The organism is Massilia glaciei, assembly GCF_003011895.2.
GTDB lineage: Bacteria > Pseudomonadota > Gammaproteobacteria > Burkholderiales > Burkholderiaceae_D > Telluria_A > Telluria_A glaciei.
Genome location: NZ_PXWF02000077.1, coordinates 1 through 11714, shown reverse-complemented (window position 1 = coordinate 11714; position 11714 = coordinate 1). Strand labels below are relative to the sequence as shown.

The following is an 11714-nucleotide window of genomic DNA, read 5'->3' as shown; positions in this document are numbered from 1 at the left end:
GAGGCATCGCTACGCTCGCTCGATCTAACCTTATTCGTTAGGCATCAAATAGCTGCGACGACCGCAAAGAAATCTTCAGGACCGTTCGGGAGTTTAACCATGCAATATCCAGCCAGGTTCGCACCCGACGAGGACGGTGGCTTTGTCGTCACGTTCCGCGATATCGCAGAGGCGATTACCCAAGGTGAAGACCTCGAGGACGCCATGATGATGGCGAAAGACGCCCTGGTCACCGCCATGGATTTCTATTTTGACGACAAGCGGACGGTGCCGCCGCCCTCGCCGGCGCAAGAGGACGAGGCACTGGTCACGCTGCCATCGAGCGTCGCGGTGAAAGTACTATTGCTCAATGAGATGATCGGGCAGAAGGTATCCGCTTCGGACCTCGCGCGTCGGATGGAAACCAGTCCCCAAGAGATAAATCGCCTCATCGACTTGCGGCACGCCACAAAGATCGATACGGTCGAGCGCGCCTTCAACGCGCTGGGCAAGCGCCTCGCGATGCGGCTCACATAGCAACATTGACAAAATTTCTATAACGCTTGAGCGCCGGTTTAGCAAACCTTAAGGCGTCGACGTACCTTCCGGCATCATCGCCCTGCTACACTGAAGCCATGAAGATTTTCCTGATCGAAGACGATCTTGCCCTCGGCAGCGCGCTGCTGTCGGTGTTGCAGGACGACGGCCACACGGTGGTCTGGGTCCGCATGGCCACCGGCGCCTGCGCCCGCATCGCCGCCGAGCAGTGCGACGCGCTGCTGCTCGACCTCGGCCTGCCCGACGGCGACGGCATGGGCCTGCTGGCCGCGCTGCGCGCCGACGGCCAGACGCTGCCGGTGCTGATCATGACCGCGCGCGACAGCCTCGAGGACCGCCTCGGCGGCTTCCAGGGCGGCGCCGACGATTACCTGATCAAGCCGTTCGAGATCCCCGAGCTGCTAGCGCGCCTGCGCGCCATCGTGCGCCGCGTCAGCGCCGCCGGCGACGCCCCCAAGCCGGTCTGGCGGCACGGCGACCTCGTGCTCGACGAGCGGCGCGTCACGCTGACCCAGGCCGGGCTTCCCGTGAACCTGTCGCGCACCGAATTCGCCCTGCTGTGCGCGCTGCTCAAGGCGTCCGACCGCGTGCTCACCCGCGCCGAGCTCGAAAGCCGCGTGCTGCCGCACAGCGAGGGCCAGAGCCTCGACGTCCACATCTCCAACCTGCGCAAGAAGATCGGCGACGGCTACATCCGCACCGTGCGCGGCGTCGGCTACCTCGTGCAAGATGCGCCCGCGTAGCCAGTCCTCGCTGTTCCGCCGCCTGCTGCTCGGCTTTAGCGCGGTGATCATCGCGCTGGCGCTGCTGGCCCTCGCGCACATGCTGTACGAGGCCAAGATCAACCAGCAGGCGCACACCGCGAGCGAGAACAAGGCCGCGGCGCGCCAGATCCTGTTCAGCATCGAGCGCGTGGCCGACCAGCCCGACGAGATCCGGCGCGCCGCCGCCGGACTCGAACGCGTGCGCACCGACATGTTCAACGAACTCGAGTACCGGTCCCAGGTACGCCTGCGCATCTGGCGGGGCGGGCAATTGATCTACAACTCCGCCCCCGCCCTGCCCGACGTGCTGCCGGCGCCCGGCAGCGCCGCCGCGCGCGGCGCCAACGCCTGGGTCAGTTGGCGCGCGCACGACGGCGCGAGCGGCCTCGTGGTCGAACGCAGCCACGAGGTCGACGACGAATGGATGCTCACCTTTTCGGGCGCCAGCTTCCTGCTCTGGCCGACCGCGTTCAGCCTCCCCTTCCTCTTGATTCCGGCCTGGATCATCACGCGCTACGGTCTGAGCCCCCTGCGCTCGATCGCGGCCGCCATCGAACAGCGCTCGGTGTCCGATCTGAGCGCGCTGCCCGACTCCCAATACAGCGAATTGTCGCCGCTGGTCGAGGCGATCAACCGCCTCATGGCGCGCCTCAACGAACGCATCGAGCGCGACCACGAATTGCTGACCGACGCCGCGCACGAACTCAAGACGCCGCTGGCGGTCATCCAGATCAACGCCCACCTGCTGCTAAGCCGTTGCGGCGGCATCCCGGGCGTCGAGGAGGCCAGCGCGGGCCTGCGCGGCGGGCTCGCGCGCGTTACGCACACGGTGCACCAACTGCTCGCGTTCGAGCGCATGCGCGCAGAAAGCATCGAGGAGGCCTTGCCCCTGCAAGACCTGCGAGCGCTGCTGTGCGACCGGCTCGCGGCAGCCGCGCCGCTGGCGCTGCGGCGCGCGATCGACATCGAACTGGCCCCAGGCGCCGAATGCGTGATGCCGCTGCACCGCGAAAGCATGGCCGCGATGCTCGACAACCTGATCAGCAACGCGGTCAAATACTCGCCCGACGGCGGCAAGGTCGCGGTGTGCCTCGACGCCGACCCGCAGGGCTGCCGGCTCAGCATCACCGACCAGGGCCCCGGGATCGCGCCCCATTTGCGGCACAAGGTGTTCGAGCGCTTCTACCGGATTCCCGGACAGGACATCGACGGCAGCGGTTTGGGCCTGGCGATCGTGGAACGCGCCGTGGCGCGCAACAATGGCACGCTGCGGCTCGACGCGGGCGCGGAAGGCACCGGCCTGGCCGTGCACGTCGCGTTTCCGGCCTGAAGCAACCGATTCCGGCAGCGATCTACTACGGCAGCGACCTGCTCCGGCAGACCTACTCGGGCACGACCGCAGTCACCTCGATCTCGACCCGCGCCTTGTCCTCGATCAGCGCGACCACCTGCACCGCCGTCATGGCCGGGAAATGGCGCCCGATGATCTCGCGGTAGGCCGCGCCCATCTCCTTGTGCGCGGCCACGTACTCGTGGCGGTCGACCACGTACCAGGTCATGCGCACGATGTGCTCGGGCTTCGCGCCGGCCTCGGCCAGCACCGCCACCACGTTGAGCAGCGCCTGGCGCACCTGGCCGGCGAAGTCGAGCGTCTGGAATTCGCACTGGGCGTCCCAGCCGATCATGCCGCTCACGCACACCGTGCGCCCGCTCGCGGCCACGCCGTTCGAGTAGCCGCGCGGCTTGGCCCATCCTTCGGGTTGGAGGAAATCCATCATGCACCTTTCGATTCGTTTTGCGCGGCGTGCCCGCGCAGCAGTTCGCGCGCGATGATCAGTTGCTGCACCTCGGTCGCGCCCTCGTAGATGCGCAGCGCGCGGATCTCGCGGTACAGGCATTCGACCGCATGCCCGCTGACCACGCCCTGCCCGCCGAACATCTGCAGCGCCGCGTCGATGACCTGCTGCGCCATCTCGGTCGCGTGCATCTTGGCCATCGCCGCCTCCTTGGTCACCTTGACGCCTTGGTCGCGCTGCCAGGCGGCGCGGTAGGTCAGCAGCGCGGCGGCGTCGATCCCGGTCGCCATCTCGGCCAGCTTGGCCTGGGTCAGCTGGAAATCGGCCAGCGTCTGCCCGAACATCTTGCGCGTGCTCGCGTGCGCGATCGCCGCATCGAAGGCGTGCCGCGCGAACCCGAGCGCGGCCGCCGCGACCGAGGTGCGGAACACGTCGAGCGTGGCCATCGCCACCTTGAAGCCCTGCCCCGCCGCGCCCAGGCGCTGGCCGGCCGCCACGCGGCAACCGTCAAAGCGCAGGCGCGCCAGCGGATGCGGGGCGATCAGGTCGATCCGTTCGGCGACCTCGAAGCCGGGCGTGTCGGCGTCGACGATGAAGGCGCTGATGCCGCGCGCTCCCGGCGCCTCGCCGGTGCGCGCGAACACCACGTAAAAATCGGCGATGCCGCCGTTTGAAATCCAGGTCTTCTCGCCGTTGAGGACATAGCCGTCGCCGTTCTCCACCGCCGCGCACTGCATCGCCGCGACGTCGGAGCCGGCCTGCGGCTCCGACAGCGCGAACGCGGCGATCGCCTCGCCGCGCGCCACCCGCGGCAGGTAGCGCGCCTTGTTGTCGGCGCTGCCGAACAGGCTGATCGCGCCCGAGCCCAGGCCCTGCATCGCGAACGCGAAGTCGGCCAGGCCGTTGTGGCGCGCCAGCGTTTCGCGCATCAGGCAGATGGCGCGCGTGTCGATCGCGCCGTTGCCGTCGCCAACCGCGTGCGCCAGCCAGCCGCCCTGCCCCAATTGCCTCACCAGCGTGCGGCAGGCCTGGTCGACGTCGACCTGGTGCGCCCCGGCCACGTGCGCAAGAGCCCAGGCGTCGAGTTCGGATTCGAGCGCGCGGTGGCGCGCCTCGAAGAACGGCAGGCCAAGATAGGATTTATCGGACATCTCAATCGCCTTCAAACACGGGTTTTTGTTTCGCCACAAAGGCGTGGTAGGCGCGGTGGAAGTCGTTGGTGGCCATGCAGATCGCCTGCGCCTGCGCCTCGGCCTCGATCGCCTCGTCGACGCCCATGTTCCACTCCTGCTGCAGCATTTTTTTGGTCATGCCATGCGCGAAGGTGGGGCCGGCGGCGAGCGCGCCGGCCAGCGCCCGCGCCTCGGCCAGCAGCGAATCGGGTTCGCTGACGCTGTTGAAAAAACCCCAGCGCTCGGCCTCCGCCCCGCCCAGCGAGCGGCCGGTGAACAGCAGCTCGGACGCGCGCCCCTGCCCGATCAAGCGCGGCAGGATCGCGCACGCGCCCATGTCGCAGCCGGCCAGCCCGACGCGCGTGAACAGGAACGCGGTCTTGCTGCGCGCGGTGCCGAGCCGCATGTCCGAAGACAACGCCAGGATCGCGCCGGCGCCGGCGCAGATGCCGTCGATGGCGGCGATGATCGGCTGCGGACAGGCGCGCATCGCCTTGACCAGATCGCCCGTCATGCGGGTGAACGCGAGCAGGCCCGGCATGTCGAGCCGGGTGAGCGGGCCGATGATGTCGTGCACGTCGCCGCCCGAACAAAAATTTTCTCCCGCGCCCGTGAGCACCACCGCCTTGACGTCGTCGGCCTGCGCCAGCGCGCGGAACAGGTCGCGCAACTCGGCATACGACTCGAACGTGAGCGGGTTCTTGCGCTCGGGCCGGTTGAGCGTGAGCGTGGCGACCGCGCCTTCGACCTCGAAGCGGAAATGGCTGGCGGTGTGGCCGGCCATCGGGGCGCGGTTGCCGGGCAGCTGGTGCGCCTGGCCTGGTAGGTAACGCATGCTTACTCCTTGCTGTCGATTGCTTCATCCGACTCGGTCAGATGCTGTTTCATTTGCGAGAGCAGGGCGATCATCGTGCCCTTGTCCTCGCTCGATATGTCCTTGAGCAGTTCGGCCACCCACTGCTCGTGCACCAGCGCCATCTCGGCGAAGGCACGCCGTCCGGCCGGCGTCAGGCGCACGCTGTAGACGCGCCGGTCCTTCGGGTCGGGCACGCGCACCACCAGGTTCTCGAGCGCGAGCTGGTCGGTGATGCCGGTGATGTTGCCGCCGGTGACCATCATGCGCTTGGACAGCTCGCCCATGCGCAGCCCCTTCGGATAGCGCTCGAGCTGCGCCATCAGGTCGAAGCGCGGTAGGGTGATGTCGAAGGTGCTGCGCAGCCGGGTGCGGATCTCGGTCTCGATGCGCACCGTGCACGAGAGCATGCGCAGCCACAGCTTGAGCGACTGGTGGTGCTCCTGCGTGAGGCGGCTCGAAAGGTCGAGTTCATCGGCTGGTTCCGGGGCGTCCTGGTTTTGCATGTCGTCTCTTTGGGGTTGGTTTCTCACATGACTTCTCCGCCGGCCACGGCCAGCGATTGTCCATTCATCGCGCCCGAGCGCGGCAGGCACAGCCACAGCACCGCGTTGGCCACCTCGTCGCACTCGACCAGGCGCCGCTGCGGGTTGCCCGCCGCCAGTTCGGCGCGCGCCTCGGCCTCGCTGCGGCCGGTCTTGGCCGCGATGTTCGCCACCGCCTCGCGCACGATGTCGGTGTCGGTGAATCCCGGGCACACCGCGTTGACGGTCACGCCCCTGGCCGCCACCTCGAGCGCGAGCGCGCGCGTCATGCCGATCACACCGTGCTTGGCGGCGCAGTAGGCGGCCACGTAACGGTAGCCGACCAGGCCCGCTGTGGATGCCACGCTGACGACGCGCCCCCAGCCGGCATCGAGCATGCCGGGCAGCGCGGCGTGGGTGCAGCGGAAGGTGCCGTTCAGGTTCACCTCGAGCATGCGCTGCCACAGCGCCTCGTCGGTTTTGCCAAACGGGGCCGATGCCGCCTGCCCCGCGTTGTTGACCAGGATGTCGACCCGGCCGATGCGCGCGAACACGGCGCGCACATCGTCGGCGTCGGTGATGTCGAGCGTGGCGCAGCCGATCTCGCCCAGCGCGGCCAGCTCGCGCGCGGTAGCCGCGAGCGTGTTGGCGTCGCGCCCGGCGATGGTCACGCGCGCGCCCGCCGCCAGCAAGGCGCGCGCGACCGCCGCGCCGATGCCGCGCCCGCCGCCCGTCACCAGCGCGTGTTTTCCCGCGAGATCGGCTGTCGCTCCCATCATCCCTCCAGCAGGCGCGCGGCGACCTGCTGCGGCGTCAGTCCGCCGGCGGACGCCGCCATCTGGCGTTCGCGTTCAAGGTTGCGTTCGAGCTGCTGCTTGGCCGGCAGGTACTGTTTGGGCCACTCGAGCGCGCCAAAGCCGATGCGGGCCGCCTCGGTCAGGGTCCAGGCCGGGTTGGCCAGGTGCGGACGGCCCACCGCGCACAGGTCGGCGCGTCCGGCCGCGATGATGCTGTTGGCGTGGTCGGCCTCGAAGATCGAGCCCACCGCGATGGTCGGGATCTGCACCTCGTTGCGCACGCGGTCGGCGAACGGGGTCTGGAACATGCGCCCGTACACGGGCTTTTCGCGCTTGCTGACCTGGCCCGACGAGCAGTCGATCATGTCGGCGCCGGCCTCCTTGAACAGGCGCGCGACCCGCACCGCGTCGTCGGGCGTGATGCCGCCCTCGACCCAGTCGTGCGCCGAGATGCGCACGCTGACCGGTTTGTCCTGCGGCCAGACCGCGCGCACCGCGCGCAGCACCCGCGCCGGAAAGCGGCAGCGGTTCTCCAGGCTGCCGCCGAATTGGTCGGCGCGCTGGTTGGTCAGCGGCGAGATGAACGACGACAGCAGATAGCCGTGCGCGCAGTGCAGCTCGAGCCAGTCGAATCCGGCTTCGGCGGCGGCTATGGTGGCGCGCACGAAGTCGGCCTCGATGCGTTCCATGTCGGCCGCATCGGCCGCGCGCGCGGTCTGCGACACGCCGGCCAAATACTGCTGCTCCGAGGCCGACACCAGCGGCCAGTTGCCCTCGTCCAGCGGCTGGTCGATCCCGTCCCACATCGCGCGGGTCGAGCCCTTGGCGCCCGCGTGGCCGAGCTGCACGCCGATTTTCGCGCTCGAGTTGGCATGCACGAAGTCGACGATGCGCTTCCACGCTTGCGTGTGTTCGGGCGCGTACAGGCCCGGGCAGGCCGGCGTGATGCGCGCGTCGGCCGACACGCAGGTCATCTCGGCGAACACCAAACCGGCGCCGCCCATCGCGCGCGCGCCAAGGTGCACCAGGTGGTAGTCGCCGGCCACGCCGTCGACGGCCGAATACTGCGCCATCGGCGAGACCACGATCCGGTTCTTGAGCGTGACAGCGCGCAGGCGGAACGGCGTGAGCATCGGCGGCACCCGGACATTCTTGGGCGCGGCCACGCCGGCCTGGGCGCAGGCGCGCCCGGCGATCCATTCTTCATAGCCGGCCACGTAGCCGGCGTCGCGCAGGCGCAGGTTCTCGTGCGACAGGCGCTGGCTGCGGGTGAGCATCGAGTACGCGAACTGGGGCGCCTCGAGCGCCGTGTAGCGGGCCACGTTCTCGAACCACTCCATCGAGTTGCGCGCCGCGCTCTGGATCTTGATCACCTCGACCGATCGGGCCCGCTCGTAGGCGTCGAGCGCGGCGGCGCGCTCAAGGTGCTGGCCGAAGCAGCGCGCCAGCTCGATCGCGTCCTCCAGCGCGAGCTTGGTGCCCGAACCGATCGAGTAGTGCGCCGTGTGCGCGGCGTCGCCCATCAGCACCACCGGCACGGCGCCGTTCCAGTGCACCCAGCGCCCGCACACGATGCGCGGGAAGGTGATCCACATGGCCGAGCCGCGCAGGTGCGCCGAATTCGACATCAGCTTGTGGCCGTCCAACTGCTCGGCGAACAAGTCCTCGCAGAACGCGATGCCCTGCTCGGGCGTCATGTCCTCGAGGCCGCAGGCGCGCCATACCTCCTCGGGCGTTTCGACGATGAAGGTCGAGGTCTCGCCGTCGTACTGGTAGATGTGGGCCTGGAACCAGCCGTGCGCGGTCTGCTTGAAGGCGAACGTGAAGGCGGCGAACTTCTTGCGCGTGCCGAGCCAGACGAAGCGGCAGCGGCGCGCCTCGACCTGCGGCAAGTAGCTGGCGGCGTAGCGCGCGCGGATCCGGCTGTTGAGGCCATCGGAGGCGATCACGAGGTCGGCGCCGTACTGCGCGGCGAGCGCCTGGTCGTCCTTCACCTCGCTGTCGAACACCAGTTGCACGCCGAGCTCCTCGCAGCGTTCCTGCAAGATGTTGAGCAGGCGCTTGCGCCCGATGCCGCAAAAGCCATGGCCGCCCGAGGTGATTCTCTCGCCCTTGAAGAAGACGTCGATGTCGTCCCAGTGGTTGAACGCGCCCAGGATCGCGCGCGCGGTCGGTTCGTCCGCGTTGGCCAGGTTGCCCAGCGTCTGGTCCGAGAACACCACGCCCCAGCCGAAGGTGTCGTAAGGGCGGTTGCGCTCGACGACCGTGATCTGGTGGCGAGGGTCCTGCTTCTTCATGAGCAGGCTGAAATACAAACCGGCGGGGCCGCCGCCGATGCAGACGATGTTCATAGGCTCGATAAGTTGGTGTTACGACGCGCGCAGCTTGAAGCGCTGCAGCTTGCCGGTCTCGGTGCGCGGCAGCTTGTCGGTGAACTTGACCGAGCGCGGATATTTATAGGGGGCGATGCCCTGCTTGACGAACTCTTGCAGCGCCAGCGCCATCGCCGGATCCGCCCCGAAGCCGTCCTTGAGCACCACGTGCGCCTCGACCAGTTGGCCGCGCTCGACGTCGGCGCGCCCGATCACGCCGCATTCGAGCACCGCCGGATGGCGCAGCAGCGCCTCCTCGACCTCCGCCCCGGCGATGTTGTAGCCGGCCGAGATGATCATGTCGTCGGTGCGCGAGCGGTAGTAGAAATAGCCGTCGGCGTCCATCTCGTAGGCGTCGCCGGTCAGGTTCCAGCCGTCCAGCACATAGTCGCTCTGGCGCGCGTCGTCGAGGTAGCGGCAGCCGGTCGGGCCCTTGACCGCGAGCCGGCCGACCACGCCCGGGCCCACCGGCGCGCCGTCCCCGTCGAGGATGCAGGCCTGGTAGCCGGGCACCGGCTTGCCGGTCGCGCCGGGGCGGATCTGGTCGCCGGCGGCGGAGATGAAGATGTGCAGCAGCTCGGTCGCGCCGATGCCGTCGATCATGCGCAGGCCGCTCGCCTTTTGCCAGGCCTCGCGCGTGGCCAGCGGCAGCGCCTCGCCGGCCGAGACGGTGCGGCTCAGGCTGGCCAGGTCGTATTTGGCGGCCAGCGGCGCCATCTGGCGGTAGAAGGTCGGCGCCGTGAAGCAGATAGTGGCGCGGTGTTTTTCGATCGCCGCGAGCAGCGCTTCGGGGGTCAGCTTTTCGAGCAGCACGGTGGCGCCGCCGACCCGCATCGGAAACAGCAGCAGGCCGCCCAGGCCGAAGGTGAACGCGAGCGGCGGCGTGCCGATGAAGATGTCGTCGGCGCGCGTGTCCAGCGTGTGGCGCGGGAAGCAGTCGCAGATGGCCAGCAGGTCGCGGTGGAAGTGCATGGTCCCCTTGGGCACGCCGGTGGTGCCCGAGGTGAAGCTGATCAGGCAGACGTCGTCGGCCGCCGTGTCGGCCGCCGCGAAGGGCGCGTCGTGGCGCGCCATCAGGGCTTCGAGCGATCGCGCGCCATCGGCGCCATGGGCGCCCCCGGCGGCGCCGAAAAACAACACCGGCGCGGGCGGCCCGGCGAGCGCGTCGATCTCGGCGCGCAGGCCGTCTGCGCACAGCACCGCGTCGACGCGCGCCTTGGCGCCGATCGTGGCCAGCTCGCGCGCGCGCAGCAGCGGCATGGTCGGCACCGCGATGCAGCCGGCCTTGAGCACGGCCAGCAGGCAGGCGGCCAACATCGGGTTGTTGGCCCCGCGCAGCAGCACGCGGTTGCCGCTGGCCAGCCCGAGGTCGGCGCGCAGCACGTGCGCGATGCGGTCGACCCGCGCCTGCAGCCCGGCATAGGTCCAGTTGCCGTCGGCGCCGACGATGGCGGTGCGGGCGCCGCCGCCGCGCGCGACGGCGGCGTCGAGCAGTTCGGCCACGCAGTTGAGGCGATCGGCGTAGCGCAGCTCGGGCAGGTCGAAGCGGAACTCGGGCCATTGGGCCGGCGGTGGCAGGTGGCTGCGGGCGAAATCGTCCTCGTAGCCCGAACAACTGAGCGCTGCTGCGGTCGTGCGTGTCATGGTCGGCCTGGAAAAAAGTGTCCGTCGGAATTCCCTTGGATACTTTAGTTCTAAACAATCACAACATCAAGCAATATCTCGACGGCCCTTACGCCGGAGCATGGTTGCGCCGCACAATGTCGCTTTGGCGCAGCACCGCGCGCACCGCGTCGGCCAGCAGCAGGTCCAGTTCGGGCACCCCCGGCAGCGCCGCCGGGACCGCCTTGAACCGGTCGACCACGCCGGTCAGGCCGAGCGTCTCTCCGCCCAGTCGCAGGCGCTCGAGGCGCAGCGCGGCGGCTTGCGGGTCGCCGGCGGCGAGCAGCGCGGCGAGCTCGGCGCTGGCGGCGGCGAGCTGGTTCTGGTAGCCGCCGAGGTAGACCAGCAGCCGTTCGGCGTTGATGCCGAGGCGCTCCATGGTGTCGAGCGGCGCCTCGGCGTGGTGCGGCGACGGCGCGGCCGGCCCGCACAGCGCCGCCAGGTGCACCCGCACCTGCTCGGCCTGGAACGGCTTGACGATGTAGCCGGCCGCGCCCAGGCCGCTGGCCTGGCGCATGGTGTCGTTGTCGGTGGCCGAGGACACCAGGATGAAGGGCATGTCGGCCATCGACGGCTCGGCGCGCACCCGCGCGAGCAGGTCCATGCCCGACAGGCGCGGCATGCGCAGGTCGCAGAAACAGATCGCCGGGCGCAGGCCGCGCTCGAGGCGCTCCCAGGCGTCGGCGCCGTCTTCGGCCTCGAGGATGTCGAACGTGCCGCAGCTGTCGATCAGGTGCATCAGCACCATGCGCGAAATGACGTCGTCATCAACCACTAATACTTTCATGCGGATCCTTGATGGGTACTGCCCATTTGCCGGGGCCGGGAGCGCAACACGGCAAATCCCGCAGCCGATTCACGAGGCGAATTCTACCTTATGCGTGCGGCCGGCGCGCGTAAATCTGCCCCGCCACCGGGCCCGCGCGCGCCGGCCCTACGGCACGAAATCGTCGAGCAGCGCGCACAGCGCCGGCCAGCCGGCGCGCACCGCGCCCCAGCGCCCGCCGTCGGCGGCCGCCTCGAGCTCGGCGCACAGCACAGTGAGTTCGGCCGCGCCGACGTAGGCGGCGCTGCCGCGGATGCCGTGCAGGACGCGTCCGGCGGCCTCCCGGTTCTCCTTCTGGATCGCCAGTTCGAGCTCGGCGCGGCGCACCGGGACGTCGGCGGCGAACACGTTGCGCAGGCGGCGCGCCAGCTCGCCGGCCCGGTCGGGGGCCGCGCGCGGCCCGGCCGCCGC

The 11714-nt window shown here is 69.4% G+C and carries 12 protein-coding genes; 3 read left to right on the top strand and 9 right to left on the bottom strand.

The genetic code is table 11. The features are described from left to right. The first annotated feature begins 99 nt into the window (after positions 1 to 99). The 3 genes from C7C56_RS06010 to C7C56_RS06000 all read left to right on the top strand — a co-directional run bounded on the left by C7C56_RS06010 (position 100) and on the right by C7C56_RS06000 (position 2631). A complete protein-coding gene (locus C7C56_RS06010; protein ID WP_106756560.1) occupies positions 100 to 516 on the top strand; it encodes a type II toxin-antitoxin system HicB family antitoxin in 417 nt (138 codons plus the stop codon). Positions 517 to 614: 98 nt separating this feature from the next. Further along, on the top strand, positions 615 to 1280 hold the full coding sequence (locus tag C7C56_RS06005) for a response regulator transcription factor (protein WP_106756559.1): 666 nt from the start codon (positions 615 to 617) through the stop codon (positions 1278 to 1280). Continuing rightward, a complete protein-coding gene (locus C7C56_RS06000) occupies positions 1267 to 2631 on the top strand; it encodes a sensor histidine kinase (protein ID WP_106756558.1) in 1365 nt (454 codons plus the stop codon). The genes C7C56_RS06005 and C7C56_RS06000 overlap by 14 nt, the downstream gene beginning before the upstream one ends. A 52-nt stretch (positions 2632 to 2683) precedes the next feature. Here the strand turns inward: C7C56_RS06000 and C7C56_RS05995 are convergent, their stop codons facing one another. The 9 genes from C7C56_RS05995 to C7C56_RS05955 all read right to left on the bottom strand — a co-directional run. Beyond that, entirely contained in the window at positions 2684 to 3076 is a 393-nt protein-coding gene (locus tag C7C56_RS05995) for a RidA family protein (protein WP_106756557.1), read from the bottom strand. Continuing rightward, complete coding sequence (locus C7C56_RS05990; protein ID WP_106756556.1) at positions 3076 to 4248, bottom strand: acyl-CoA dehydrogenase family protein; 1173 nt, start codon at positions 4246 to 4248, stop codon at positions 3076 to 3078. The genes C7C56_RS05995 and C7C56_RS05990 overlap by 1 nt, the downstream gene beginning before the upstream one ends. A gap of 1 nt (position 4249) precedes the next feature. Beyond that, the gene (locus tag C7C56_RS05985) at positions 4250 to 5104 is read right to left on the bottom strand and encodes an enoyl-CoA hydratase family protein (protein ID WP_106756555.1); all 855 of its coding nucleotides are present in this window, start codon (positions 5102 to 5104) and stop codon (positions 4250 to 4252) included. A gap of 2 nt (positions 5105 to 5106) precedes the next feature. Continuing rightward, positions 5107 to 5628, bottom strand: a complete 522-nt coding sequence (locus C7C56_RS05980; RefSeq protein ID WP_106756554.1) for a MarR family winged helix-turn-helix transcriptional regulator — start codon at positions 5626 to 5628, stop codon at positions 5107 to 5109. A gap of 23 nt (positions 5629 to 5651) precedes the next feature. Then, on the bottom strand, positions 5652 to 6425 hold the full coding sequence (locus C7C56_RS05975; RefSeq protein ID WP_106756553.1) for an SDR family NAD(P)-dependent oxidoreductase: 774 nt from the start codon (positions 6423 to 6425) through the stop codon (positions 5652 to 5654). Next, a complete protein-coding gene (locus C7C56_RS05970; protein ID WP_106756552.1) occupies positions 6422 to 8794 on the bottom strand; it encodes a bifunctional salicylyl-CoA 5-hydroxylase/oxidoreductase in 2373 nt (790 codons plus the stop codon). Before C7C56_RS05970 ends, C7C56_RS05975 begins: the two co-directional genes overlap by 4 nt. Positions 8795 to 8812: 18 nt before the next feature. Then, a complete protein-coding gene (locus C7C56_RS05965) occupies positions 8813 to 10459 on the bottom strand; it encodes an AMP-binding protein (protein ID WP_106756551.1) in 1647 nt (548 codons plus the stop codon). An 88-nt stretch (positions 10460 to 10547) separates the two neighbouring features. After that, on the bottom strand, positions 10548 to 11264 hold the full coding sequence (locus tag C7C56_RS05960; RefSeq protein WP_106756550.1) for a response regulator: 717 nt from the start codon (positions 11262 to 11264) through the stop codon (positions 10548 to 10550). Between the two features lie 147 nt (positions 11265 to 11411). Beyond that, positions 11412 to 11714: Hpt domain-containing protein (locus tag C7C56_RS05955; RefSeq protein ID WP_146204302.1), on the bottom strand; the 303-nt coding region annotated here is incomplete at its 5' end.

Excerpts from the sequence above, each read along its gene's own strand:
- C7C56_RS06010 (WP_106756560.1), top strand. The coding sequence starts at position 100 with ATGCAATATCCAGCCAGGTTCGCACCCGACGAGGACGGTGGCTTTGTC.
- C7C56_RS06005 (WP_106756559.1), top strand. The coding sequence starts at position 615 with ATGAAGATTTTCCTGATCGAAGACGATCTTGCCCTCGGCAGCGCGCTG.
- C7C56_RS06000 (WP_106756558.1), top strand. The coding sequence starts at position 1,267 with ATGCGCCCGCGTAGCCAGTCCTCGCTGTTCCGCCGCCTGCTGCTCGGC.
- C7C56_RS05995 (WP_106756557.1), bottom strand. The coding sequence starts at position 3,076 with ATGGATTTCCTCCAACCCGAAGGATGGGCCAAGCCGCGCGGCTACTCG.
- C7C56_RS05990 (WP_106756556.1), bottom strand. The coding sequence starts at position 4,248 with ATGTCCGATAAATCCTATCTTGGCCTGCCGTTCTTCGAGGCGCGCCAC.
- C7C56_RS05985 (WP_106756555.1), bottom strand. The coding sequence starts at position 5,104 with ATGCGTTACCTACCAGGCCAGGCGCACCAGCTGCCCGGCAACCGCGCC.
- C7C56_RS05980 (WP_106756554.1), bottom strand. The coding sequence starts at position 5,628 with ATGCAAAACCAGGACGCCCCGGAACCAGCCGATGAACTCGACCTTTCG.
- C7C56_RS05975 (WP_106756553.1), bottom strand. The coding sequence starts at position 6,425 with ATGATGGGAGCGACAGCCGATCTCGCGGGAAAACACGCGCTGGTGACG.
- C7C56_RS05970 (WP_106756552.1), bottom strand. The coding sequence starts at position 8,794 with ATGAACATCGTCTGCATCGGCGGCGGCCCCGCCGGTTTGTATTTCAGC.
- C7C56_RS05965 (WP_106756551.1), bottom strand. The coding sequence starts at position 10,459 with ATGACACGCACGACCGCAGCAGCGCTCAGTTGTTCGGGCTACGAGGAC.
- C7C56_RS05960 (WP_106756550.1), bottom strand. The coding sequence starts at position 11,264 with ATGAAAGTATTAGTGGTTGATGACGACGTCATTTCGCGCATGGTGCTG.